This window comes from Ruminococcus sp., from assembly GCF_016283395.1.
Window position 1 is genome coordinate 176,465 of record NZ_JAEEMU010000033.1, and the last position, 24,880, is coordinate 201,344.

Annotated in this window: 21 protein-coding genes, 1 riboswitch and 1 other annotated feature; of the genes, 9 read left to right on the plus strand and 12 right to left on the minus strand. The window is 45.4% G+C overall.

Features of this window, described 5'->3' with window-relative positions:
* Positions 1-63: 63 nt before the first annotated feature.
* Positions 64-1,593 carry a sialate O-acetylesterase gene (locus QZZ41_RS02810; protein WP_295067855.1) on the plus strand — a complete coding sequence of 510 codons (1,530 nt, stop codon included), beginning with the start codon at positions 64-66 and terminating at the stop codon, positions 1,591-1,593.
* 25 nt (positions 1,594-1,618) lie between these two features.
* A complete protein-coding gene (locus QZZ41_RS02815) occupies positions 1,619-2,389 on the plus strand; it encodes a type III pantothenate kinase (RefSeq protein ID WP_295067857.1) in 771 nt (256 codons plus the stop codon).
* 217 nt (positions 2,390-2,606) lie between these two features.
* Here the strand turns inward: QZZ41_RS02815 and QZZ41_RS02820 are convergent, their stop codons facing one another.
* The 5 genes from QZZ41_RS02820 to QZZ41_RS02840 all read right to left on the minus strand — a co-directional run bounded on the left by QZZ41_RS02820 (position 2,607) and on the right by QZZ41_RS02840 (position 7,539).
* The gene (locus tag QZZ41_RS02820) at positions 2,607-4,535 is read right to left on the minus strand and encodes a peptidoglycan DD-metalloendopeptidase family protein (protein WP_295067860.1); all 1,929 of its coding nucleotides are present in this window, start codon (positions 4,533-4,535) and stop codon (positions 2,607-2,609) included.
* A 157-nt stretch (positions 4,536-4,692) separates the two neighbouring features.
* Complete coding sequence (locus QZZ41_RS02825) at positions 4,693-5,163, minus strand: S-ribosylhomocysteine lyase (protein ID WP_295067864.1); 471 nt, start codon at positions 5,161-5,163, stop codon at positions 4,693-4,695.
* Positions 5,164-5,165: 2 nt separating this feature from the next.
* Positions 5,166-6,023, minus strand: a complete 858-nt coding sequence (locus QZZ41_RS02830; RefSeq protein WP_295067869.1) for an RluA family pseudouridine synthase — start codon at positions 6,021-6,023, stop codon at positions 5,166-5,168.
* On the minus strand, positions 5,920-6,789 hold the full coding sequence (locus QZZ41_RS02835) for a hypothetical protein (RefSeq protein WP_295067872.1): 870 nt from the start codon (positions 6,787-6,789) through the stop codon (positions 5,920-5,922). The genes QZZ41_RS02830 and QZZ41_RS02835 overlap by 104 nt, the downstream gene beginning before the upstream one ends.
* 114 nt (positions 6,790-6,903) lie before the next feature.
* Positions 6,904-7,539 (minus strand): histidine phosphatase family protein, encoded by a 636-nt coding sequence (locus tag QZZ41_RS02840; RefSeq protein WP_074716098.1) that lies wholly within the window; start codon positions 7,537-7,539, stop codon positions 6,904-6,906.
* A 221-nt stretch (positions 7,540-7,760) separates the two neighbouring features.
* Between QZZ41_RS02840 and QZZ41_RS02845 the strand changes: the two genes are divergently transcribed.
* Positions 7,761-8,477 carry a helix-turn-helix domain-containing protein gene (locus tag QZZ41_RS02845; protein WP_024861164.1) on the plus strand — a complete coding sequence of 239 codons (717 nt, stop codon included), beginning with the start codon at positions 7,761-7,763 and terminating at the stop codon, positions 8,475-8,477.
* A 302-nt stretch (positions 8,478-8,779) separates the two neighbouring features.
* Positions 8,780-9,030: a binding site (T-box leader), on the plus strand.
* A gap of 91 nt (positions 9,031-9,121) precedes the next feature.
* Complete coding sequence (locus QZZ41_RS02850) at positions 9,122-10,498, plus strand: TrpB-like pyridoxal phosphate-dependent enzyme (RefSeq protein ID WP_295068083.1); 1,377 nt, start codon at positions 9,122-9,124, stop codon at positions 10,496-10,498.
* Between the two features lie 187 nt (positions 10,499-10,685).
* On the opposite strand, the gene QZZ41_RS02855 is transcribed toward QZZ41_RS02850, so the two are convergent.
* The 5 genes from QZZ41_RS02855 to hrcA form a co-directional block, all read right to left on the minus strand.
* Positions 10,686-11,075, minus strand: a complete 390-nt coding sequence (locus tag QZZ41_RS02855) for a DUF6483 family protein (RefSeq protein WP_295067877.1) — start codon at positions 11,073-11,075, stop codon at positions 10,686-10,688.
* 65 nt (positions 11,076-11,140) lie between these two features.
* Complete coding sequence (gene dnaJ, locus QZZ41_RS02860) at positions 11,141-12,289, minus strand: molecular chaperone DnaJ (RefSeq protein ID WP_295067879.1); 1,149 nt, start codon at positions 12,287-12,289, stop codon at positions 11,141-11,143.
* A 259-nt stretch (positions 12,290-12,548) separates the two neighbouring features.
* Positions 12,549-14,417, minus strand: coding sequence for a molecular chaperone DnaK (gene dnaK / locus QZZ41_RS02865; protein WP_295067881.1), 1,869 nt, complete (start codon positions 14,415-14,417; stop codon positions 12,549-12,551).
* A 142-nt stretch (positions 14,418-14,559) separates the two neighbouring features.
* Complete coding sequence (gene grpE / locus QZZ41_RS02870) at positions 14,560-15,129, minus strand: nucleotide exchange factor GrpE (protein ID WP_028517752.1); 570 nt, start codon at positions 15,127-15,129, stop codon at positions 14,560-14,562.
* A 16-nt stretch (positions 15,130-15,145) separates the two neighbouring features.
* The gene (gene hrcA, locus QZZ41_RS02875; protein ID WP_028517753.1) at positions 15,146-16,192 is read right to left on the minus strand and encodes a heat-inducible transcriptional repressor HrcA; all 1,047 of its coding nucleotides are present in this window, start codon (positions 16,190-16,192) and stop codon (positions 15,146-15,148) included.
* Between the two features lie 253 nt (positions 16,193-16,445).
* Positions 16,446-16,561, plus strand: a riboswitch (THF riboswitch).
* A gap of 69 nt (positions 16,562-16,630) precedes the next feature.
* Between hrcA and QZZ41_RS02880 the strand changes: the two genes are divergently transcribed.
* Both QZZ41_RS02880 and QZZ41_RS02885 read left to right on the plus strand, forming a co-directional pair.
* On the plus strand, positions 16,631-17,203 hold the full coding sequence (locus QZZ41_RS02880) for a folate family ECF transporter S component (protein WP_295067887.1): 573 nt from the start codon (positions 16,631-16,633) through the stop codon (positions 17,201-17,203).
* Positions 17,200-18,474 (plus strand): folylpolyglutamate synthase/dihydrofolate synthase family protein, encoded by a 1,275-nt coding sequence (locus QZZ41_RS02885; protein WP_295067890.1) that lies wholly within the window; start codon positions 17,200-17,202, stop codon positions 18,472-18,474. Before QZZ41_RS02880 ends, QZZ41_RS02885 begins: the two co-directional genes overlap by 4 nt.
* Before the next feature lie 61 nt (positions 18,475-18,535).
* Here QZZ41_RS02885 and QZZ41_RS02890 read toward each other — a convergent pair whose 3' ends face one another.
* Positions 18,536-19,372, minus strand: coding sequence for a hypothetical protein (locus QZZ41_RS02890; protein WP_295067893.1), 837 nt, complete (start codon positions 19,370-19,372; stop codon positions 18,536-18,538).
* Between the two features lie 241 nt (positions 19,373-19,613).
* Here QZZ41_RS02890 and QZZ41_RS02895 point away from each other — a divergent pair, with 241 nt between their 5' ends.
* On the plus strand, positions 19,614-20,273 hold the full coding sequence (locus QZZ41_RS02895) for a phosphatidylethanolamine-binding protein (RefSeq protein WP_295067896.1): 660 nt from the start codon (positions 19,614-19,616) through the stop codon (positions 20,271-20,273).
* A 33-nt stretch (positions 20,274-20,306) separates the two neighbouring features.
* Here QZZ41_RS02895 and QZZ41_RS02900 read toward each other — a convergent pair whose 3' ends face one another.
* A complete protein-coding gene (locus QZZ41_RS02900; protein WP_295067899.1) occupies positions 20,307-21,023 on the minus strand; it encodes a hypothetical protein in 717 nt (238 codons plus the stop codon).
* A 347-nt stretch (positions 21,024-21,370) separates the two neighbouring features.
* Between QZZ41_RS02900 and QZZ41_RS02905 the strand changes: the two genes are divergently transcribed.
* Positions 21,371-23,953, plus strand: coding sequence for a dockerin type I repeat-containing protein (locus QZZ41_RS02905; protein ID WP_295067902.1), 2,583 nt, complete (start codon positions 21,371-21,373; stop codon positions 23,951-23,953).
* Between the two features lie 120 nt (positions 23,954-24,073).
* Positions 24,074-24,619 carry a hypothetical protein gene (locus QZZ41_RS02910; protein ID WP_295067905.1) on the plus strand — a complete coding sequence of 182 codons (546 nt, stop codon included), beginning with the start codon at positions 24,074-24,076 and terminating at the stop codon, positions 24,617-24,619.
* The last annotated feature ends 261 nt before the right edge of the window (positions 24,620-24,880 follow it).

Here is a 24,880-nt window from a genome sequence, read left to right on the forward strand (position 1 = left end):
ATATGAAAATAAACTTGCCCACCCTCTCTTATGGGCATCAACTAAACGAATAGGAGTAATTTAATGAGAGCAGCCGCTGTTTTCAGCGATAATATGGTGCTTCAGCGTAACAAGAATATCCGCATATTCGGCACCTGCAACGCTGATGAAAAAATAATAACCGTAGCTATCCCCGAGCTTGAAAGCTTCGCAAAGGCTACTGTAAAAAACGGCAGGTGGGAGGCTATCCTGCCGCCGCGCAAGGAGTGCAATTCCTGCACACTGGAGATATCCTGCGGAGCTATAAAGAAGATATTCCATAACGTTGCCATAGGCGAGGTGTGGCTGGCAGGCGGTCAGTCCAATATGGAATACGAGCTCCACAACGACAAAAATGGCATCAAAGAGCTGACTCAGTGCAACGATGTCAATGTAAGATATTATTATACGCCAAAGTGCGAAATGGTGGACGAGAACCTTGAACGCGCGGAAAGAGAGTCCTGCTGGATGATGCCCTCCGCAGAAAATGCTTCTTCATGGTCGGCTGTAGGCTACTACTTTGCAAAGGAACTCAGCAATCGTCTTGGAGTCACAGTAGGCATTATCGGCTGCAACTGGGGCGGTTCTTCCGCATCTGCATGGATAAAGAGAGAATATCTCGAACATGACATACGTCTGAAGCCTTACCTTGATGACTATGACAACGCCATTGCAGGCAAGACCGACGAAGAGATGATAAAAGAGTTTGACGAGTATACCGTTAAACAGACTATATGGGACAGGAATGTAAATGAGTATATTGCTGCAAATCCTGGCGTAAAATGGGCAAAAGTCATAGAATTATTCGGTGAGAACCGTTATCCTGGACCTATGGGTATCAAAAATCCAATGCGTCCGTGCGGACTTTACGAAACCATGGTAAGCAGAATAGCTCCGTACACTATCACAGGTGTGCTCTGGTATCAGGGAGAGTCCGACGACCACCGTCCTCACACCTATGAATATCTGCTGAAAAACCTCATACAGAACTGGCGAAACACATGGAAGGACAAGGAACTGCCCTTTATGATAGTTCAGCTCCCCATGTTCATATACGAAGATACACCTGATACCAAGAGCTGGGCATATATCCGCGAAGCTCAGGAAAACGTATATCTTTCAGTAAAGAATACAGGTCTTGCAGTTTGTCTCGACTGCGGAGAATTCAACAATATCCACCCTGTTGACAAAGCTCCCGTAGGTCACAGACTGTATATGCAGGCAATGACCGAGGTCTACGGACTTATGGGCTACAGTATGTCTCTTCCGCCGTTATACGACAATTTCGAGATAATAGATGATTCAATCCTCATACACCTTATGAACTGTGAAAAGGGACTGGGCGGAAAGAACGAGAATTGTCTCGAAGGCTTTGAGATAGCAGGTGCCGACGGAGTGTACTATCCTGCAGACGCAACGGTAAAGCTCCCGTATTTAGAGCTGAGGAGCGAAAAAGTGCCAAATCCGCAGAATGCACGTTTCATGTGGACAAACTATGCGGAGGTATCCTTATTCGGCGTAAACGGACTGCCCCTTGCGCCTTTCCGCACCGACCGCTTTGAAGAACAGGAATAATACGAATATATAAAGGAGAACCATTATGCTTTTAGCAGTAGATATCGGTAATACAAATATAGTTTTCGGCTGTGTAAATGAAAAGGACGAGGTAGTCCTTTTTGAGCGCATAAGCACCAACCATAACGCTACAGCCGCTGAATACGCTGTACTTATCAGAACTATCCTCGAAATGAACAGCTTTGATGTATCCGACATAGACGACGCTATCATGTCATCTGTTGTTCCGTCTGTAACAAATACAGTAAAAGAAGCTATCCGCAAGCTTTTCAATGTTGACGTTATGGTAGCAGGTCCCGGAGTAAAAACAGGACTTAACATACTCATCGACAACCCTGCTCAGCTTGGAAGCGATCAGGCTGTTGATGCTGTTGCAGCTATAAACGAGTACCCTGTTCCCCTTATCATCATTGATATGGGCACAGCTACAACTCTTTCCGTAGTTGACAGCAAGAAAAATTACCGCGGCGGACTTATCCTCACAGGCATGAAAGTAGCTGCGGACGCTCTTACAGCCCGTACAGCACAGCTGCCTAAAGTCAATTTTGAAGTACCGCCTCACGTTATCGGCACAAATACTATCGACTGTCTGAAAAGCGGTATCCTCTACTCCAATGCAAGTGCTCTCGATGGCATAATCGACCGCATCGAGGAAGAGCTTGGTGAAAAGTGTACAGCTGTAGCAACAGGCGGACTTTCCGAGCTTGTCGTGCCGCTGTGCAAGCGCAAGATAATCCTCGACAACAACCTGCTTATCAAGGGACTTGCAATAATCTACAGAAAGAACAAGAAATAATACTATAAATTGAAATAGGGAAAAACTGTGCAATAAAGCCGTTAGCCATGAGCTCTTAGCCGAAAGAGTTCGCTTACGCTCACATTATTTAAAATATTCGCCGAAGGCGACACATAGGCTAATAGCTAACGCCTAAAGGCTAAAGGCTGAGATAATACTTCCCTGATCCGATCATTTTTTTAATACTAAAGCCACTGCAAATGCAGTGGCTTTTCTGTTAGTTCTTCTTTTTATCCTTATCCTTGTCTTTATCCTTATCTCTGTCATCATCGAAGCTGTTAACTGTATTCAGGAACAACTCAGGATTAAGGCATATTCCGTGGTGACGCACTTCAAAGTGACAGTGGTTTCCTGTTGAGTCACCTGTAGTACCTACCTTGCCGATGAGCTGACCGCGTGATACATACTGTCCCTCGTCAACGAGTACCTTGCTCATATGACCGTATACCGTCTGATACTCATCGGTGTGACCGATCTGTACGAAGTAACCGTAGCCGCCTGTGTTCCAGCCTGCCGAAACTACCTCGCCGTCAGCAGCCGCATAGATATCAGTTCCGCCGTCAGCAGCTATATCAAGTCCCTTGTGGTTTCTTGCACCGCCGAAGTGGTCACTTATATATCCACCGTCAACAGGCCAGCCGAACTCGCCCGAACCTGTAAGGATAGTATTCGGACTGTCAGGTCTTGCAGCGTATACACCTATACCTATCTTTTCCACAACAGGCTCTTTTGTTACCTTTGAGCTTATGGTCTTTCGTGAATACTCCTTGCCGTCAACAAAAGTAACCTCGATATGGCTGACCTTTTCGCCTCGTCTGCCCTTTACGATAACATCTCTTACGCCCTTATTGAGTGAGCTGGTTTCCACTTCCACGGATTCATAATCAAGGAAGCTGACAGCATCAAGCTCGCGGACATACTGTATAGGAAGATAGCTTTCCTTCTCGATAACATTTACCAGAGTACCCTTGCGGCATTGCTCTGATATACCCGGATTGAGCTCTTCGATCTTCTCTGTTTCCATGTTATACTTCTGTGCGATAGAAACAGCTGTATCTCCTCTCTGAGCAATATATACAGCCTTTTTGTCCTTGGAAGATGTAAGAAGGTCGATAGCGTCCTTTTCTGCCATAACACTGCTTGCAAGGTATATTCCGTGAGAATACTCGACAGTGTTCTTATATCCGAGATCCTTTACAACACCGTCAACGCGGAAATTGAGTATCCTGTCGTTGAGAGCGTCCTGCACCTTGTCTTTATTCTGTACAGCACCTACGAATTTACCGTCGATATAGATACCGTAAGCTTCCTTGAGAGCCTGATCCGAGGCAGTAAGCATCTCGTTAGCCAGCTGAGCCGCAGAAAAAACAGTATCGTTCTCATTTATTATCCTGAGCGAATACTTAGCCGAAAGGTCGATCTTTTCCGCTTCTTCCGAGTGAGCTATTCTCTGCTTGACTTCACGTTCAGCCTCTTCAAAGTCCGCCTCCGCAGTTATCATACCTATCTCTTTGCCGTTATACTCTACACTCAGACCGTATTCCAGTCCCGAGCCGTATTTGACTATACCCACAAGGAATGCAATGGAAAGTATGGGCAGTATATAATTGAAAGCCGTGTAGAAAACTCCGTCCTCACCAAAAAGGTACGAACCCCAGAAGTTAATGAGTGCCTTTTTGTATTCGCGCTCGTCCTCTTTTTTGGCTTTGCGGACATTTTTCTGTAGCTTCTTGTTCAGATCAAATCTGCTCTTCATAGGAGATATAAGCTCCTTAAAGAGCCACAGGAGTGCTTTCAGTATAGACTTGCCAAGGTCGACAAGCTCGGAGAATATGAGCTTTATGCCCAATATTACGCCTATAAGGACTGCCGCAAATACTTTTACCGCAAAATGACCTGCTCTTGTGAAAAAGTCCATTTTACTGTACCGTGAATTTATCCTGTACGCCTCTGCAAGTATGGCAGACCTGCGTTCTCTTTCGGCTTTTTCTTCGGGAGATATATCATCTTCGGGAGTTACATCTTCACTAAAGGCTTCGGTGGCTTCGTCTGACAGTTCGCTTTGCACTTCACTGAACAATTCATCATTTTCATCGTTAAACAGCCCGTTTTGTTCTTCATCGAACAGCCCGTTATTATCGTCCATATCTTTTCAGCATCTCCTTTCTTTCTTATTTAAAAACTTTCCCATTGAAAGTCCAACAAATAATATTATACCAAATTTATGTGATAATACAACGAAAAAATCCCCCGAAAACAAGTTTCAAGGGGATATTTCGTCATTGTATACAAAAATCCGCTTATTATTTATCAAAATGCCACGAATAATTCAGCATCTCAACTGTATAATCCTGAAGCTTTTCAAGAAGCGGCACAACGTCCTTCTTTGCAGAAGCAAGATCGTGCTCACGGTAGTTTCCGCACTCTACCTCTGTGCAGCCGGGGATCTCGCCCTCATAGTCTCTTATGAAAGTATATGCCTCACGAACAAGCTTTATTGCATCTTCGTGTGAAATACCTCTTGTGAGCAGATAAAAGCCTGTACGGCAGCCCATAGGTCCTACGTATACGATGTTCTTTCCGAACTGCGAATTTCTTGCATATGTAGCGAAAAGGTGCTCGATAGTGTGCATAGACGGTGTTTCGAGGTATACTCCGCCGTTTGGCTTTACCATGCGGACATCATATGTTACGATATCATCATCTATTCTTGATATGTACAGTCCTACGCTGAATTTAGTGTGGTCTACCTGAAAGCTTGCTATCTTTTCCATGTTTATTCCTCCTGTTTGTTGAAAAGTGACTTTATATCCTCGGGAAGCTCTGAGGAAACTGTTACAGGCTCACCTGTCAGCGGATCGCTGAAGCTCATTTTTCCGCAGTGCAGAGCCTGTCTTGATATATCATCACGAAGTCCGCCGTACAGGTCATCGCCTGCAAGGGGAGCTCCGATATGAGCAAAATGTACTCTTATCTGGTGAGTTCGTCCCGTTTCGAGGTCTATCTCCGCAAGGGAGTACTTACCGTTTGTATCGAGACGTTTATAGTGGGTAACGGCTCTTTGTCCGTCCTCGCGCACACAGCGCAGGATTATAGACTCTCTCTCCCTTGCAATAGGTGCGTCTATCGTACCGCTTTCGGGGATAGTGCCGTGTACTGCCGCATAGTAGACCTTTTTGCAGTGCCCTTGCAAGAGCTTTGCTGCAAGAGCGTCCTTGGCAACTATGCACAGTCCCGAGGTATCGCGGTCAAGCCTGTTCACCGAACGGAAAGTCAGCTCGGGATAGCGGTAGGCAAAGTAATTTCCGAGTGTATCCCCCTGATGCCGTATGGACGGGTGTACAGGCATACCGCTGGGCTTATTGAACACCACAAGGCTGTCATTCTCAAAGGCTATGGGTACATCGAGGCTGCCGTTTGGTTCAAGGAAGCTGTCGTCCTCCATGCTGAGGATTATCCTGTCCCCTGCAGAGACCGTATCAATGCTCCTTATGGTAACACCGTCCCGAGTTATGCCGCCCTCCTGACGTTTAAGCTTTGTCAGCAGACGCTTTGAAACACCTTTTTTCCCTACGAGAAAGTTTTCCAGCGTTGTTGGTCTTTCCACGTCCGCTATCAGCTCTATTTGCTTCAAGGTATTCGTCCTCCTTGATAAAAATATCTATACTCAGCGAAAAAGCGTTCATCAGCTTTGTAAGTCCGTAAGGAAGTCCCGCTATAGTCAGCATCTGCGGCAGATATACCGCTATAAGCCTGAGAAGTACGCTTTTTCTTCCGCGCATGAAGCCTATGGTATATATGACTGTGCGGAATGCAGTCCGCTTTGGGTATCTCACCAGCAGAAATGGCACAGCCGCAAAGCTGAGCTTCAGAGATGCCCATATCAGCAGCGATACCAAAGTCAGAAATACGGCATTTATCGCAAGAAACGCCTCTCTTGCGTACATTTTTCCGCTGAGGAGAGTATATGCCGATGTTCCGAAGAATACCGCAGGAACAAGCGTAAAAAGCCCTATTGTCTTGGTCCAGAGCTTTGCCGATATACTGCGCTTTAACGTGCATTTTCTAAGCAGTATCCGCGAGAACGGCTTATGCCTGAGTTCGTTTTTCTCGGCAGTTATACTGTAGAGCCGCATTGCCGCCGCATACATGAGAGGCGCAGTCGTCACCCACCTGAGTAAAGCCGTAACTGCCGCAACTGCAAGCTGCAAAGGCTCATCGCCGCCGAAAAGCTTTATGGGAGCATAGTCCCCGAAATACAGCATAAGGCTGTATACAGCCGCTTCCGATGAGCGAAAGAAAAGCTCTGCCCCAAGCGGAAGTATGCATATCATCATAGTCCTTGCACGTCTGCCCGCAAGGAGTCCCTTTGAATAGCGGATAAGCTCTCTGACCTTCATATCTGCGCCTCCGAAAACCAGTTTTGCAGATATTATCGGCAGATTTTGGACAATTATTCATGCATTTATAGCTAACGGCTAATGGCTAACGGCTAATGGCTAATGCCTAACGGCTCAATCCTCGGCGTCGGGTATCTTGTCATAAGGACAATAGCCCAGTATCTCGAATGCCTGAGAATTCAGCCACATCTGAGCTGTAACTATTACATCAAATCCGCCCCCTGCCTCAGCAGTTATCTGCGACGGCGGATACTTCGGTATACCGAAGCAGCTGAGCATATTCGAGATGATTCCGCCGTGAGTTATCATAGCGCAGTGGGTCAGACCTGTCTCCATCATATCGGTTATGACGTAGTGCAGAGCCTTATAGGTACGGGCAGTAAGCTCTTCAAGGCTCTCGCCCTTTGGCGGACGGCTGTCCTTGCCACCGCGAAGCCATTTATTGTAGTCCTCGCGCTTTGCGAGCTCGTCAATGGTCTTGTTCTCGAATTCGCCGAAATTCAGCTCTTTCAGGTCATCTACCGTGCATAGCTCAGTATATGGGAACAATATCTCCGCAGTCTCTGTGCAGCGTTTCAACGGTGATGAATAGACTCTGTGGACGGTAGGATAACAGAATTCGTCCATTTTTGCCGCAAGGTCGGCTGCACCCTTGGCTGAGAGCGGTATATCGGTATTTCCGATGTAAATACCTTTTTCGTTTGCTTCCGTCATTCCGTGACGGATAATACTTATCCTGTAACCTTTCATGGCGGTCTCCTTTATTTTAAGATTGTACAATAAAAACATACAGGTAGGATAATTTTGCACAAATTTACTGCCCGTTTTTTTAACTCTTAGTAAAATTCACGAAAAATGCAATAAATTTTCTACAATTCTTTCATACTTCTGCATCTTTACAAATTATACATTTTGTATTATAATATTAATAACAGCTTTTAGAGCGTGTATCAGATTTAGGAGGAATTTCAATGAACTCAGATTTTGCAAGAATAATCACTTTACAGCGTAAGGAAAGACATATAAGCCAGAAACAGGCTGCAACAGACCTTGGTATATCACAGGCTCTGCTCTCACACTACGAGAAAGGCATACGTGAATGCGGACTTAATTTCCTTGTAAAGATCGCTGATTATTACAATGTATCCTGTGACTATCTTCTTGGAAGAACTCCCGAACCTGAGGGAAAAACCATCACTATCGAAGATATCCCCGATGACGACGGAAACAACAGCATGAAAATGCCTTCACCAGAGATCATCAACTTCAACAGAAGAATTATCAACAACTCTATCAGTCTTCTTTTCAGCCTTGCTCAGAAGGCTAACAGCATAACTCTCATCAAGGAGGTATCCTCCTATCTTATGCTCTCTGTCTACAAGCTTTTCCGTATCGTTTACAACGCTAACCCCCATAACGACCAGAAGCTTTTCCGTATCCCCAAGGTCATCGCAAACGACAGTGCAAACGCAATAGTATCCATGAGCGAAGCCAATATCAAAGCCGCGTCCAGCGGTATCGCCCTTGACGGCAACGACTGTGTAGACAATTTCGATACCCTTTATGTTACCACCGCAACTCTCCAGAAGGATTATGCCCAGTATTCGTCATCACTTCTCAACCTTATCAAACGAAGCGAAGAAAGTATCTCACGTACCCGTGCGAAGTATCGAAGTGACATAAAATGATCGTACATTTTATTATACCATTTTTTTGCAGCAAAGAAAAGTCTTTTTAGAAAAATTAGTTACAGCTAACTCAGGAGCTGTCCGTATGGGAGATATGTGCTGATGTTGGAGCACATTCCGAGAGCCTATGATGAACCTTATCCCGTGCGGACAGTTTCCCATTGCACATAAACGTCAATGAGCAGCTGAAATATGCTCAGATGTACGCTATTATGGCAATTTTATAAAGGATTTTTGAAAGTTCCCTTGACAAAGGTCACAAGCTGTGATATAATTCTGATTAATAGGGTATATTATGTGTTATAAAACCGATGAAGAAGAGTAGTAGTTCCGTAAGAACTTTTCAGAGAGCCTGCGGCGGCTGAAAGCAGGTAAGGGATACGGTATGAATGGACTTCCGAGGGCAAGCTGAAAGTGCAGTTTTTACTGTACCGCGTAGGTGCGACGCAGAGGAGCTGCGTTAACAAAACCGACGTATCAATGTACGTGCTGAGTGGACGTTTATCGTCAAGCAGGGTGGCACCGCAGAAGAATTACCGCTTCTGTCCCCGCATTATTTATATGCGGAGACGGAAGTTTTTTTATATCCAAGACTCTGCATAGTACGTCAAATCTAAAAAACGAAAAGGAGAATTGCTATGTCAATGTCAGATGAGAGAATCCCCTACAAAATTTATCTTGAGGAAAACGAGCTTCCAAAGCAGTGGTACAATGTACGCGCTGATATGAAGAAGAAGCCCGCTCCGCTCATAAACCCGGGTACAGGAAAGCCTTGTACAGCCGAGGATCTCAGCCACGTATTCTGTGACGAGCTCGTAAAGCAGGAGCTTGATGAAACTACACCTTTTATAGACATTCCACAGGAGATACAGGACTTCTACAAAATGTTCCGTCCATCTCCTCTCGTAAGAGCTTACTTCCTTGAAAAGAAGCTTGGTACACCTGCTAAGATCTACTATAAGTTCGAGGGCAACAACACCAGCGGAAGCCACAAGCTCAACTCTGCTATCGCTCAGGCTTACTACGCTAAGAAGCAGGGACTCAAGGGCGTAACTACAGAAACAGGCGCAGGTCAGTGGGGTACTGCTCTTTCAATGGCTTGTTCATACTTTGATCTTGACTGTAACGTATACATGGTAAAGGTAAGCTATGAGCAGAAGCCTTTCCGCCGTGAAGTTATGCGTACCTACGGTGCAAACGTTACTCCTTCTCCTTCAAATACTACAGAGATCGGCAGAAAGATACTCGAAGAATTCCCAGGCACAAACGGAAGCCTCGGCTGTGCTATCTCAGAGGCTGTTGAAGCAGCTACAACAAAGGAAGGCTACCGCTACGTTCTCGGAAGCGTTCTTGCACAGGTACTCCTTCACCAGTCTATCATAGGTCTTGAAGCAAAGACTGCTATGGACAAGTTCAACATCAAGCCTGATATCATCATCGGCTGTGCAGGCGGCGGTTCTAACCTCGGCGGACTTATCTCACCATTCATGGGCGAAAAGCTCCGCGGTGAAGCTGATTACCGCTTCATCGCTGTAGAGCCTGCTTCATGCCCAAGCTTAACAAGAGGTGCTTACGCTTACGACTTCTGCGACACAGGTAAGGTTTGCCCACTCCAGAAGATGTACACACTCGGCAGCGGCTTCATGCCTTCACCTAACCACGCAGGCGGACTCCGTTACCACGGTATGAGCTCTATACTCTCTGAGCTTTACGATCAGGGACTTATGGAAGCTACATCTGTTGAGCAGACAGCTGTATTTGAGGCTGCTGAGATGTTCGCAAGAGTTGAGGGTATCCTCCCTGCTCCTGAGAGCAGCCACGCTATCCGCGCAGCTATCGACGAAGCACTCAAGTGCAAGGAGACAGGCGAAGAAAAGACTATCCTCTTCGGTCTTACAGGTACAGGCTACTTTGATATGTACGCTTACGGCGCATACAATGACGGTACTATGAGCGACTATATCCCGACAGACGAAGAAATTGCAAAGTCACTTGCAAATCTTCCTAAGATCGAGGGCTGATAATAAAAAAGGGACTGCCTCGGCAGTCCCTTTTTTAGCCCTTAGCAGAGAGCTGATTGTAGGGGCTGGCGTCCGCGATAAGCCGATAAACATATGTAACTTGCGGACGACCAATGGTCGTCCCTGCACACTTTAAATGTATAGCATAAATAATATAAGGGCGGATATTATCCGCCCTTACTGCTTTTTATTCGTTATTTTCATCTTTTCCGAAGTAAAGCTCTGTCATCTGCTCCATGCCGAATTTTTTGGCAAAGTGCTCGAAATCATCTCTCATATTTCCGAAACTGTAGCCGCTGTTGATGAAGTATTCCTCGTCCATATCGCTGAGCTGAGCGTAGAATTCAAGACCTATCATCATATTTTCCTTTGTGTTGTTGTCGGTGAGCCTGTCAAGCTCCAGGACAGCTTCTTTCGGTTCGCCGTTTTTCACCTGTGTTACGAGCGCGTGAACTTTCTGTCTCTCGACCTCTTGCAGCATATAGAACGATTTCCTGTCATTTACTCCGAACATTATTTTTGCCATTATAGCGGTCATTTCCTTTATCTGCCGCATAATATAGTCCTGTTCAAACATAAGCAGCCTCCTTTCGGTATAAAAACAGACCTGACGCTTATAGCACGACAGGTCTGCATCGGTTGTCAAAAATCAAGCTTTGAGCGGAGCTTATCAAAGAAGCTCTGACGCTTTGCATAGTTCTTTTCTGTCAGTGAATTCTCAAACTCTTTCAGCAGGTCTTTCTGCTTCTTGGACAGATTTTTCGGAACTTCCACGTATATCTTTACGTACTGGTTTCCGCGTTCTGTACGGTGGAGACGTGTAACGCCCTTGCCTTTAAGGCGGAATACAGTGCCTGTCTGAGTTCCCTCACCTATATTGTATTTTACATCGCCGTCAATAGTAGGTACAGTTATCTCTGCACCGAGAACAGCTTCTGTATAAGTAACAGGGATATCACAGTATATGTCGTAGCCCTCGCGCTTAAAGATAGGGTGTGACTTTACGTTGATGCCAACGAGAAGATCACCGTTAGGACCTCCGTTGATACCGCAGTCGCCCTGTCCGCTTACGCGAAGTGTCTGTCCGTCGTCGATACCTGCAGGTACATCAACAGTAACTGTTTTCTGTACTCTTACTCTGCCAACGCCGCGGCACTTTGTACATGGATTTTTGATTATCTTGCCCTTGCCTCCGCAGTGAGGACATGGCTTTGTAGATGATATAGCACCGAACGGAGTACGCTGAGTTGCTTTTATAGAGCCTCTGCCCTGACAGTCAGGACAGATATCGGGTGTTGAACCTGCTTCTGCACCTGTGCCCTTACAGTTCTCACATACAGACATACGGTTTATTTTCAGGTCTATCTTCTTGCCTGAGCAGGCTTCCATAAAGCTTATGGAAACAGCTTCCTGTATATCAGAGCCGCGTCTCGGAGCGTTTACATTTGAACGCTTTGTTCCGCCGCCGAAACCAAATCCGCCGAATATGCTTCCGAGGATATCGTCCATATCGGCAAAACCGCCGAAGCCGTCCATACCGCCTGCACCGCCGCCATAGCTTGGGTCAACGCCTGCGTGACCGAACTGGTCATAGCGAGCACGTTTTTCGGGGTCTGAAAGCACCTCGTTAGCTTCATTTATCTCCTGGAACTTCTCAACATAGGAAGGATCATCGGGGTGAAGATCGGGGTGATTTTCTCTTGCCTTTTTACGGAAGGCTTTTTTTATCTCGTCCTCGGAAGCGCCTTTTTGCAGACCAAGGACTTCATAATAATCTCTTTTTTCAGCCATAAACATTCTCCATTCAAATTAATGCATAATGCATAATTCATAATTCATAATTATTGTCCGAGTATCTCATAACATTCAGATCAAGCAAAAAGCTTTTGGTGTTTTCTATCTGCCGTTCCACAAAAATCAAGCATAAACGAGACAATGTGAGAGACGATCAAAATAATTATGCATTACGCATTATGAATTATGAATTGGATAAATACACCACAAGGGCGAAGTATTATTCGCCCTTTTTATGGTGTTATATTTCAGTTCATCAAACCTCTGTGAAGTCAGCGTCAACTACGCCGTCATCATTTCCGCCCTGAGTACCTGCATTTGCTGCACCGCCCATGTTAGCGAACTGTGAAGGATCTATGCCCTGTGCGCCTGCTGCACCATTTGGAGCTGCCTGCTGGTAAACCTTTGCAGAGAGATCATAGAATGCCTTCTGGAGCTCTTCCTTGAGAGTCTTTATCTCGTCGTTGTTGTCAGCTGAGATAGCAGACTTGAGAGCTGTACACTTAGCTTCGATATTAGCCTTTTCGTCTGCTGATACCTTATCGCCGAAGTCTGTGAGTGCCTTTTCGCACTGGAATACGAGGTTCTCAGCTTCGTTCTTGTTATCAACAGCTTCACGGCGTTTCTTGTCCTCAGCTGCATACTGCTCAGCTTCCTTAACAGCCTTGTCGATGTCGTCCTTGGACATATTTGTTGAAGAAGTGATTGTGATGTTCTGCTCCTTGCCTGTGCCGAGGTCCTTAGCGGATACGTGAACGATACCATTCTGGTCGATATCGAATGTTACTTCGATCTGTGGGATTCCTCTTGGTGCAGGAGCGATACCATCGAGACGGAAAGTACCGAGCTGCTTGTTATCTCTTGCGAATTCACGCTCACCCTGAAGTACGTTGATATCAACGGCAGGCTGATTATCAGCATATGTTGAGAATACCTGTGACTTCTTTGTAGGGATTGTTGTATTTCTTTCGATCATTCTTGTGCATACGCCGCCTGCTGTTTCGATACCGAGTGAAAGCGGAGTAACATCGAGAAGAAGGAGACCGTTCTTAACGTCGCCGCCGAGAACGCCGCCCTGATATGCTGCACCGAGTGCAACACACTCGTCAGGGTTGATGCCCTTGAATGGGTCTTTACCGATGAGCTTCTTAACAGCTTCCTGTACAGCAGGGATTCTTGAAGAACCGCCGACCATAAGGACCTTGTTGATCTCTGAGATGCTGAGACCGCTGTCGCTGAGAGCCTGTCTTACAGGTCCCATTGTAGCTTCTACGAGGTCAGCTGTGAGCTCGTTGAACTTAGCCTGTGTAAGTGTAAGATCAAGGTGCTTAGGAGTACCTGTAGCATCAACAGTGATGAATGGGATATTGATATTTGATGTTGTTGTAGATGAAAGCTCGATCTTTGACTTTTCAGCTGCGTCCTTGAGTCTCTGTGCAGCCATCTTGTCAGCTGAGAGGTCGATACCCTCTGTCTTTTTGAACTCTTCAACGATCCAGTTGATGATACGCTGGTCGAAGTCGTCACCGCCGAGACGGTTGTTACCTGCTGTAGCAAGTACCTGCTGAACATCTTCGCCCATTTCGATGATAGATACATCGAATGTACCGCCGCCGAGGTCGTAAACCATTACGGTCTGCTCCTCTTCCTTGTCGATACCGTATGAAAGAGCAGCTGCTGTAGGCTCGTTGATGATACGCTTAACAGTAAGACCTGCGATCTGACCTGCGTCCTTTGTAGCCTGTCTCTGTGAGTCTGTGAAGTAAGCAGGAACTGTGATAACAGCCTCTGTTACAGGCTCGCCGAGGTAAGCCTCTGCGTCAGCCTTGAGCTTCTGGAGAATCATAGCTGAGATCTCCTGAGGTGTGTAGTTCTTGCCGTCTATAGCTACCTTATAATCAGAACCCATGTGTCTCTTGATAGAAGAAACTGTTCTGTCGTGGTTTGTGATTGCCTGTCTCTTAGCCACCTGACCTACGAGACGCTCGCCGTTGTTTGTGAAAGCAACGACTGAAGGAGTTGTTCTTGCACCTTCACTGTTAGGTATTACAACTGCGTTTCCGCCTTCCATAACAGCTACGCAAGAGTTAGTTGTACCAAGGTCGATACCAATAATTTTTCCCATAATATATTCCTCCTGATCTATGAGTCATCAGCCGTTAGCCTTTAGCTGTCAGCCAATGGTGTCCGCGATGCGGACTGATTTGATTGTTTTGATTGATGTTTTTTTCGGAACGCCGAGGTCGGCGTTACCTACAAGCTAACGGCTAAACTGCCACTGCTACCATAGCAGGTCTTACCAGCTTATCGCCGAGCATATAGCCTTTCTGGAATACGGAACATACATGATTGCTTGCATAATCCGTACCGTCAAGCTGCTGAATAGCGTTGTGTACATTGGGATCAAATTCAGCTCCGAGAGCTTCGATCTCAGTTACATTCATCTGAGTAAGGAAGTTCTTCATCTGATTGTATATCATCGCCATGCCGTTCTTGAAGTTTTCATCGGAACATTCAGCTTCAAGTGATCTTTCAAAGCTGTCCAGCACGGGAAGGATCTTTTCTATACACTGTGCGGAAGCGTTCTGATAAGTCTCTGTCTTTTCCTTTGCTGTACGCTTGCGGTAGTTGTCGTACTCTGCGTAAAGCCTAAGATACTTGTCGTTTGCCTCTGCAAGAGCGTCCTCAAGGTCGGAGAACTGCGTAGCAGTATCATTGTATTCGCTTGCTGCATCGTCCTCGTCAAGAGCGTCTGTGTTTTCATCAGCATCGGGAGTTTCGGCTGTATCCCCTGCAAGCTCCTCAAGCTCTTCCGAGAAATTCTCATTCTTTTCCATCGGTCATTTCTCCTTTCTATGGCTCCTGTCCGTTTGGCGGAGCGTTTATGATGTCATCGTCTGTACCGTCCATAAGATAAGATATCTTCTGGGTGAGGTATTCGACGTATGGGATTATCTTTTTATAATCTACTCTCATAGGACCTATGATTCCCAAAGAGCCTGCCTCCTTGCCGCCCTTGCGGTATTTGGAGACGATAAGGCTTGAATTGCCTATTGCAAGGCTGTCGTTTTCAGCTCCGAACTTTACCTGTATACCGCTGAATGCGTTTTCAAGCAGCTCGGAAAGACCGTCCTTGTGTTCTATGAACCTTACGACTTCCATTTTATCAAGATCCTCACAGGAGAGGAGCTTTTCTCCTCCGCTGACGGTCAGTTCTTCCTGACGAAGATCCTCCGAAAGTTCGCAGATGCCTTTTACCAGCGGTGAAAGCGATACCATGTACGCGCTCACGGCTGCTACCATTTTGTCGAAAACGTCCTCAGACAGTTCGTCTACGGATACACCGCTGAGGTTTTCCTCTATATAATGTGTAAAGAAATCAAGCTGTTCATGGCTGAGGTCGAATTCAAGTCTGCAAGCCTTGTTTTTAATGCTTCCGTTGGACGTTATCAGCAGGATAACGTACAGTCTTTTACCCGTGGGGATGACTTCCACCTTTGATATCACCGAAAATCTCGGTACAGCGTTTGAAACTACTGCGGCACACTGTGTTATCTCGGTAAGAGCAGTTGCGGCATTCTGCACCAGAAGCTCTTCGGGAGTATCCTTATCGCCGAGCATTTCATCGAGCCGCCGCTTTTCCTCATCGGGGAGGTCGTGAGGCGTCATAAGCTCGTCGATATAAAGGCGATAGCCTTTGAAGGTAGGAACTCTGCCTGCCGATGTATGTGGCTGTTCCAGATATCCCATCTGTTCAAGAGCCGCCATATCATTTCTGATAGTAGCGGAGGAAACATTTATATTTTCAAGCTTTGAGATAGATTTCGAGCCGACGGGTTCGCCCGTCCTTACATATTCGTCAACCACAGCAGCAAGTATTTTCAGCTTTCTGTCGTCCACGATACTCACAACCTTTCGATCTCGTTAGCACTCTAACTCTCTGAGTGCTAACTATAATTTATCACTATTATAGACTTTTGTCAAGGGTTTTATACATTTTCGGCTTTTTGACTCATTTTTACCACCTGCCTATGTGTATTTAGAGCAATTTGACAAAGACTCTGAAAGGACGTTTTTTCGTGCCCCGAACTATTGACAAACGGCGATATGCGCTGTATAATGTTAGTGCAGTAAGGTACTGCGATCAATCATTTGAAGAGTAAAAATGCGTTCGTTATACCTAAATGGTATTCCAGTGTTGACCGAACGGGGAGTTGTCGGTCAAACGAAAAGCTCAGGCTTACGGTTCGCATTTTGCATCCCGCTTCATAGGACAACTAAAAAAGAAACGAAACCTTCTTTTCTTGTCGTATGAGTGAGGAAAAGGAGGTTATTTTTATGGTTTCAAACAACAGAGGAACAGCAGTAAAGAACGATATCAGGCTTTTCGGCAGCACAAAGGTGCTTATCATCGCAGGACTTCTTGCCGCAATGAGCATCGTTCTCGGCAAATTCGGTGCTATCAACATCGGCAACAGTATCCGCATAGGCTTTGGCGGACTCCCGATACAAATGGCAGGCATCTTCTTCGGACCTGTCATTGGCGGAGCTGTAGGACTTGTGGCAGACGTTGTGGGCTGCATAATGAAAGGCTATGCTATCAACCCAATAATCACCATAGGTTCGACCTGTATCGGCGTTTTCTCGGGACTTGTCTATCATTTCGCACTCCGCGGAGTCAAGAACGCTCTGCTCCCGAAAATAGCAGCTTCAACTGTTACCGCACACGCTATAGGCTCTATGATAATCACTTCCATAGGTCTTTACGTTTACTATCATACTCCATTTGAGACTCTCCTGTTCCGTGTGCCGATATACCTTATAACAGCAGCAATAGAGACAGCTGTCATCTACCTTATGCTGAAAAACAAGGCTTTCACAGCAGAGCTCAACAAGGTAAGAAGAAAATGAATTATTCCGAAGCACTTGCATATATGAAAAAGGCTGCCGAAAGGGGCAGCGTACTGGGACTTTCCCGTATCACAGAGCTTCTGCGGCTCATGGGCGATCCGCAGGAAAAGGTGAAAACAGTCCATATTTCGGGCACTAACGGCAAGGGTTCTTTTGGAGCTATGCTCACATCGGTGCTGAAAAATGCAGGCTATAGGGTAGGGGGATTTTCTTCTCCTGCCATTACCAAAGTAACGGACAGCTTCCGCATTGACGGCTGTGAGATATCAGAGCAGGAATTTGCCGACATCATAGGCGATATCGCTCCAATATGCGAGAGCATGGACGAGAAGCCCACGGAATTTGAAGTCCTTACAGCTGCGGCATTCGAGCTTTTTGTGCGAAAAGGCTGTGATATAGCTTTGGTCGAGTGCGGAATGGGCGGCGACCTTGACTCCACCAACGTTATAAAAGCTCCCGTACTGTCGGTGATAACCAATGTGCAGAAGGATCACAGCGCGTTCCTCGGTAATACTATCGCGGAGATAGCTTCGCATAAATCGGGCATCATCAAAAATGGCAGACCTGTTTATTTCGGCGGCGACAGCGAGGAAGCCTACGAGATAATTGCCGATGCTGCAGAGAAAAACGGCTCGGAGCTGTTCCTGCCCGATTATTCAAAATTTGAATGGTCTGACAGCTGTTTTGACATCAACGGTGCGGACTTCAAATATAACGGTGAAAAGCTTCATATACCGCTTCTCGGCACGTATCAGCTTGAAAACGCAGTCAATGTTATCAGCTGTGTGGAGATACTCAGACGCGAGGGACTTATGTTCTCTTGTGAGGCAGTCCGCAAAGGACTTGCAGATGTGAAGTGGCACGGACGCTTTGAAGTTCTGAGCAAAGAGCCGCTCATTATCTATGACGGCGCACATAACCCTGACGGTATACGCTGTGCTGCGGACAGTATACGCCGATATTTCAGTGATAAAAAGGTGGCACTTCTTATCGGTGTCATGGCTGATAAGGAGTACGGACTGTATGCGGATATGCTTGGTGAGCTTGCAGAGACTGCCTTTGCGGTAAAGCCTGCTAACCCACGTTCCCTTGACAGTCAGAATCTTGCAGACGCTCTTAACGCAAAGGGACTCAGCACAGAGCCGTTCGCAGTACTTGCTGAGGGAGTCAGAACCGCTTACAGCTATGCAAAGGATCATGGAGTGCCCCTTATAGTGCTTGGTTCGCTGTATATGTACCGAGAAGTAACCGATGTGCTTAAAAAATTGTAAAATTACAAAAAACTTGGATGAATAATAAAGGGCGGATATTTCAGTTATCCGCCCTTGTTGTTTATGTGTAATTGTATGAGCAGGCTTTCCATGTGCCGCCGTCGTTAACTGCATTAACTGAGAATGTCTTTACTCCGCTGCCTGTTGCTATAGGCACGGTGAACGAAAGTGAGCCGCCTGTCACGCTTGTTATAGTTGGATCACCCTGATATCCGAATCCGCAGTTCCTTGATTCGTTCAGATAATACAGCTCGCCGCCGAACTCCTTGAACGTAGGCGAATCGCCAGAGTAGAGACCGCTGTATTTATATACAAGGTCGCCGCAGATAAGGGTATTGACGTAATTTATAACATCGTTAACAGTTGAAAAACGGTTATCAGTTACCTTGCTGTAGGACTGACCGCCGTCCTGTATCGAAGTATTCGGGTCTAAAGATACATAAAAACCGCCTGCTATATTGTCGAGTCTGTCAAGCGACTGCATGATATTCTTTGCTACGGGAACGTATTCCGAATAATTATTTGCAGCAGCTGCCTGCTGTGCAGGTGAAGCTGTTACCTCGGGCGGATCGGCTTTTGGTGGCTGAGCAGTTATGACCTGCTGTGTCTGAACAGGGGCTTCCTGCTGCTGTTGTGCCTGTGGCTGTTCTGCCTGCGGTGTCTGCTGTACAGGAGCGGCTTCCTGTTGCTGCTGTTGTACCTGCTGAACATTATTATCGGCAGCAGCCTGCTGTGTATCGGCTGATTGTACGTTGTTGCTTGGTGCGTTTGTAGGGGTAGAGACAGACCAGTTTGCAGAGCGCGGAGTCGTGCTTTCATATGTTTCGAGAGTGCATGACGCTAACGAACTGCATACCAATCCTGAAATAAGCACTACGGTAAGAATGTGTTTTTTCATGTTGGATTCCCTCTTTTTTAACGGTAAGTATTATGGTTTTCCTTTAAGTAATACTATGATACCTATTTTTTAGCCATTTTTCAAGAGTAAATTTCAACGAACTTTTTACCGCAATGTTATTATTTTAGTATATTTAGCTGTAGAAAAGACGCTTTTCGGGTGTGAACTCATTGACAACATGACATACGATTGCTATAATAAATGTATCTTTATTCATCATAATATACGAAAGGATCTTGCTATGAACTTCAAAAAAACTGTATTTACAGCCGTTCTCAGCTTTGCAGCCATTGCTCTGACAGGCTGCAGCGACAGTAAAAATGACACGCAGAAAGATATTTCCACTGACATAAAAACAACTACATCTGTACAGGATACAACAGATGCAGTTTTAACTACAGAAGCCGAAACGACTACAAAATCGGAAGCTCCTGCTGCTTTCCTTGATGAGCTGACGACCTTCGATGTTTCTTCGGAAAATCTCCATGACGGTGTGTGGGACTCTGTTATTTCAAACACAAGCAACGGAGAGAACCATTCTCCACAGATTTCATGGGAGAGTGTTGAAAACGCAGAGAGCTACGTCATATACATGATCGACACATCGGCAGGCAACTGGATGCACTGGAAATCAAACGGAGTCACAGATACTTCACTTCCCGAGGGCTGGGCAAGTGAGTCGGAGTATGTAGGACCATATCCGCCAAAGGGTGCTCCTCACGATTACGAGATATATGTGTTTGCACTTAAAAAGCCTGTTGAGGAGATAAAAGGCTGGTTTGACAGCAATAACAATAAATTCTTTGAGAATTTAAGCTTACTTGATACCGATGCAGACGGCACAAGCGGAAATATTATCTCATACGGTCATATCACCGGTACATACACCAACGGCGACTAACAAAAAAGGGACGGTTTGACCGTCCCTCTTGTTTTATCTTGCATTTTCTGCGCCGCCGTCAACAGTGAACGAACTTGCTTTCCAGAGTCCGTTATCCTTAACAGCCTTTACTACTAATTCAGAATCACCGCCGAAATTGTCAAACTTCACGGTTATTGTAAATGACTCATCTGTTACATCTGTGATAACAGGCTCATTTATGAATGAGAAGCCGCATCCTCTGGCAAGTTTATTGAAGTAGAGCGTACCGTCATAATCCTTGAAGAAAGGCGCATTGCCCTGATAAAGGACGCTATATCTGTCAAGAAGTGAGCCGCAGATAGAATCAGTAATATACTTCTTTACATCATCAACTGTTGAGAAACGGCTGTCAGTTACTTTTTCATATGATATAGTGCCTTCTTCTTTTGTATCAGCCGGGTCTGTGTCAACAACACCGCCGCCTATACAGTCGATATCATTCAGTTTGTTGAGGATAGCAGAAGCGTCTGTGAGGTGCTCCTGTGCAGCATCATTGTCGTTATTGTTTGCTGCTGTAGTAGTCTCTGCTGCTTCTGTAGTTGTTGTAACATCCTCTGTAGTCTCGGCAGCTGTGGTTTCTGTCTCAGTTGTCTCCGCTACAGTAGTTGTGGCAGCTGTTGTGGTCTTTGTATCTGATTTGCTGTCGGAAGACTCGTCTTTTCCGCACGAAGCAAATGTGCCGCATATCATTGCAGAAGCTATGATACACATAATAATTTTCTTTTTCATATTGTTACCTCTTTCTTTTTGATACACTTAAAACGTTATATGTTATATGATACACATTTTTCGCCCATAATTCAAGGCTAATATTTCACAAACTTTATTTTCTGAAATTAAAATATTTTAGTATATATGATTTGGAGAAATGAAGTATTTTGCATACAAAAATATTATGCACAGTATTGATTTCAAGCCGCTTATATGCTATTATATAGATGAAAACAGCGTGACGAAACTCAGCCTTTAGCCTTTTAGCCAATGTGTCGCCTTCGGCGAATAATTCAAATAATGTGAGCGTAAGTGAACTCTTTCGGCTAATGGCTGTATTACTATGACGCAGAGGAGTTGATATTATGAAAAGAAAAATACTGGCGTTTCTGACTGCGGCAATGTGCTTTGCAAGTGCGGTGCCTTTTAATGCCACTGCCGAAGATACAGTCAAAGGCTTGGAGGGACTGCAAGAAGCAGGCGGCAGCCTTATATCAGGTGAGCAGTCTGACGAAGATTATGTTGAATATTATTCTAAACTCAGTGATATAAGCAAGACTGCCGAAGAAGATACTGCAAAGCTTATAATTAACAAAGACTATGCTTCCGATACAGTGAAAAGCAGCTGCACTATAAAAAATCTCAGCAAAGACCTTACCATTGATGCAGTAGAAAAGGATATCATAGTTCTTCTTGATGAAGCCGTTCTCGAAAAGACCATAACTGTAAAAGCTTTTAAAGGCTCTGTTACGTTCTTTGTACAGGGAAGCCTTACCTGTGGAAAAGAAAGCAATGGCATCGTATGGTATGAGATATGCGACGGCTGCAAGGTCACAGACGATAAGTACATACCTATCACTTTTTACGGCTCTGAGGACTCCACTGTAACTCTGACCGATGAAGCGATATTGTGCGGCAGTCTGAGGCTTCCCTATACAGTCCTCGATGACAGGAGTACAGGTGCTTTCAAGATAGAGTATGTTTCCGAGAACGATAATAAACATTATATGATGAAGCCTACTGTCATCGGTAATGCGCTGTTAAAGAAGTACATTAACGGTGAAGGAGCTTTTGCTTACTGTGCAAAAAAAGCTGACAGCGGCGAAATTCACGAACTGACCATATCTAATGGCACAAAACAGCTCACTCTGTCCGAGGTTATACCTCTTGCCAGAAAGGGCGATAATATCACATGGTCAGACTTTACTCCATATGAAGGCGACTGGCACGGCATAGGTATGTATACTCATGTCTGCAATTACGACCTCGGCGGCGGATTTTTCCTGCTTGTTGAGGGCAATCCTCCCGAAGAACCTGCTGTTGTAGAGCTGTACAAAGACGGCTATGAGAACCGCATTGATATCCGCAAGGACGATATTGACGAGTTTATGGCATGGGCTTCGGATTTTTACCATGCTTCCGAGCTCGATACAGCCGAAACGAAAATGACACTTGACGATGTTATCACTCTTTCCAAGAAAGGCAATGCCCTTGACTGGTCGGATTTCATGATATACAGCGGTCAGGAGTCAGGTCACGGTTATACTGAGTGGAGGTTTGAGCTTGAGGACGGTTATACTCTTCGTGTCATGGGCGAAAGCAAGGAGCAAGCTCCCGAAAAAATAACTCTTTACCGCAATGACCAGATAAAAGGATGTGAAGAGATAGACATACGGACAGACGATGTTAAAGTATTTCTGGAAAGCAAACAGTATTACTTCAATGAGATAGGCTCTATGACTAAGAACGAGCTAAAGGCTCTGTTTGCCAAAAAGGGACTTACAGAGGATAAGGGCTACGGCGTATGGACTAAAGAAGAAGCAGCCGCTGTGCTCAAAGACAATACCTTTACGGTGATCCTTAAACCCGATGCCCGTTATGTTACAAAGGACGGAACAGAAGTCCTCAACGAAGCTTCAAGCGTTGCGGAATTGCTGAAATATGATGACTACAACACTGTACAGGCGAATTACCTTGATTTTGCTACAAAACTGCCCCGTGACGAGATTTTCTTATTATTTATAAACACTGAGATACGCACTGAGAAAAACGAAAAGGGCGAATATGTTTACAGGAGATATTTCCATTATAACTTTGGTTCTATGTTCAATGATGAGGAAACTCAGATAAAAAAGATAACCACTGCACTGAATTATCTCCAGTTAAATCCGTATCTGGACGGCTTTGAGCTGAACACGAATACTGCTTACGGCGGAACAACAGACTCTGAAATAAAAGGCGATGCAAACTGTGACGGCGAAGTTGATATGTCCGATGTTGTGCTTGTAATGCAGGCTCTTGCAAATCCAAATAAATACGGATTAAACGGTAACGCTGAGCATCATCTTACAGCACAGGGCAAACTCAACGGCGATATGAACGGTGACGGACTTACTGTCGGCGATGCACAGGCTATACAGAAGAAGCTCCTCGGTATCACAGAGAACGAAGCTCCCGTTATCAAATTAAGCACTGTCATACCTCAAAAAGGAAGCGAATATGTTGAATTGAAGCCTTATGAGTCAATGGCAAGCAGCTACAATCCCGTACTCAGTTCTCTTGACGGAATAGGCGTGTGGTTTGAGTTTGAGTCCGAAAAATATCCCCTTACTCTGACCGCTGACAAGGGTACTTTCAAGACATACACCTATAAAAGCGGCGGTATAGGCACAGTTGATGAAGTTGGCTCGACTTACGAGGTAGGCAAAAGCGGCTCTGTAAGCTGGGTGCCCGATGATATAAGTATCCCTATCGGCTATGAAGCCAAGATAAAGGTAACAGGTGACGACAACGGCAAGAGCGTTGACCTGGGCACTCTCGTTGTCAACAAAAATCCCAACAGCAGTGAGAGTGCAGTCTTTGTAACTCTGCAAAAACCCAATACTTCCGCAAGCAGTCAGCCATTCCCGAAGCTCAGCGATATCGTAACTATTGACAACGATTATTAAAAAAACAAAGGCTATAAGGGAATAGGCATATCCCTTGAATTCGACTCTAAGGACTACCCCATAGCTCTGACAGCTGCCGAAGGCGGTTTTGTTGTTGAAAATACCGACAGCAGCACAGGTATGTACAAGATCCTTGGAAAGACCTGTGAAGTAGGCAAAAGCGGCATGGTGATATGGGAGCCGCTTGAAAAATATATGTCCTATGATTACGAGTTTAATTTCAGTCCCGAACGCTTGGATATCGAGGTACTGGTGGAGGCTATTGACGGCGACAGGCGTGTTGAACTTGGCAAAATTTATATAGCTCAGGTCGAGCGCACTAAATTTACTGCATCGCTTGACGCGAAGGTTGTAAGTCCGTATAGAGCAGTCATTGCTGACAAGACCTATGTATACGAAAAAGAGGGCGTGGGCAGCGATTTCACTATCACCTTTAATGCCGACGGTACTTACGGATACTATGAGGGCGTTTTAAGCAGCTACAAGGGCGCAGGAACATGGAAAGTATCAGATGATACCGTTATAATGACAGAGGGTGTTTCCAAAAAAGTCAACTACCTGAAAATACAGGGCAGCGACCTTGTCTACATCGCAGAAAACTCGGATAATTTCTACTATATCACCGTCAAGGACGGGGAGAAATTCTTAGTTAAGTCCGAAGAATAAACCGAATATACAAAAAGAAGCTCCGCATTTGCGGAGCTTTCTTCGAGCTGAGCCAGCTCGACCGCTTCCACGTTGTCGCTTGCAAGCTCGCTCACTATTATCTATACCCATAATCGTACATCGCTTAGGGTGCTTTTAATTATGAATTATGAATTAAATACGCCGCCCCTACATAGTGTCATTTGGAGTTAATGCGTAACTGACGGGCGAGCGGAACTCGCCCCTACAGTGCGTTCATGTTATTCGCAGCGTAAGGCACGG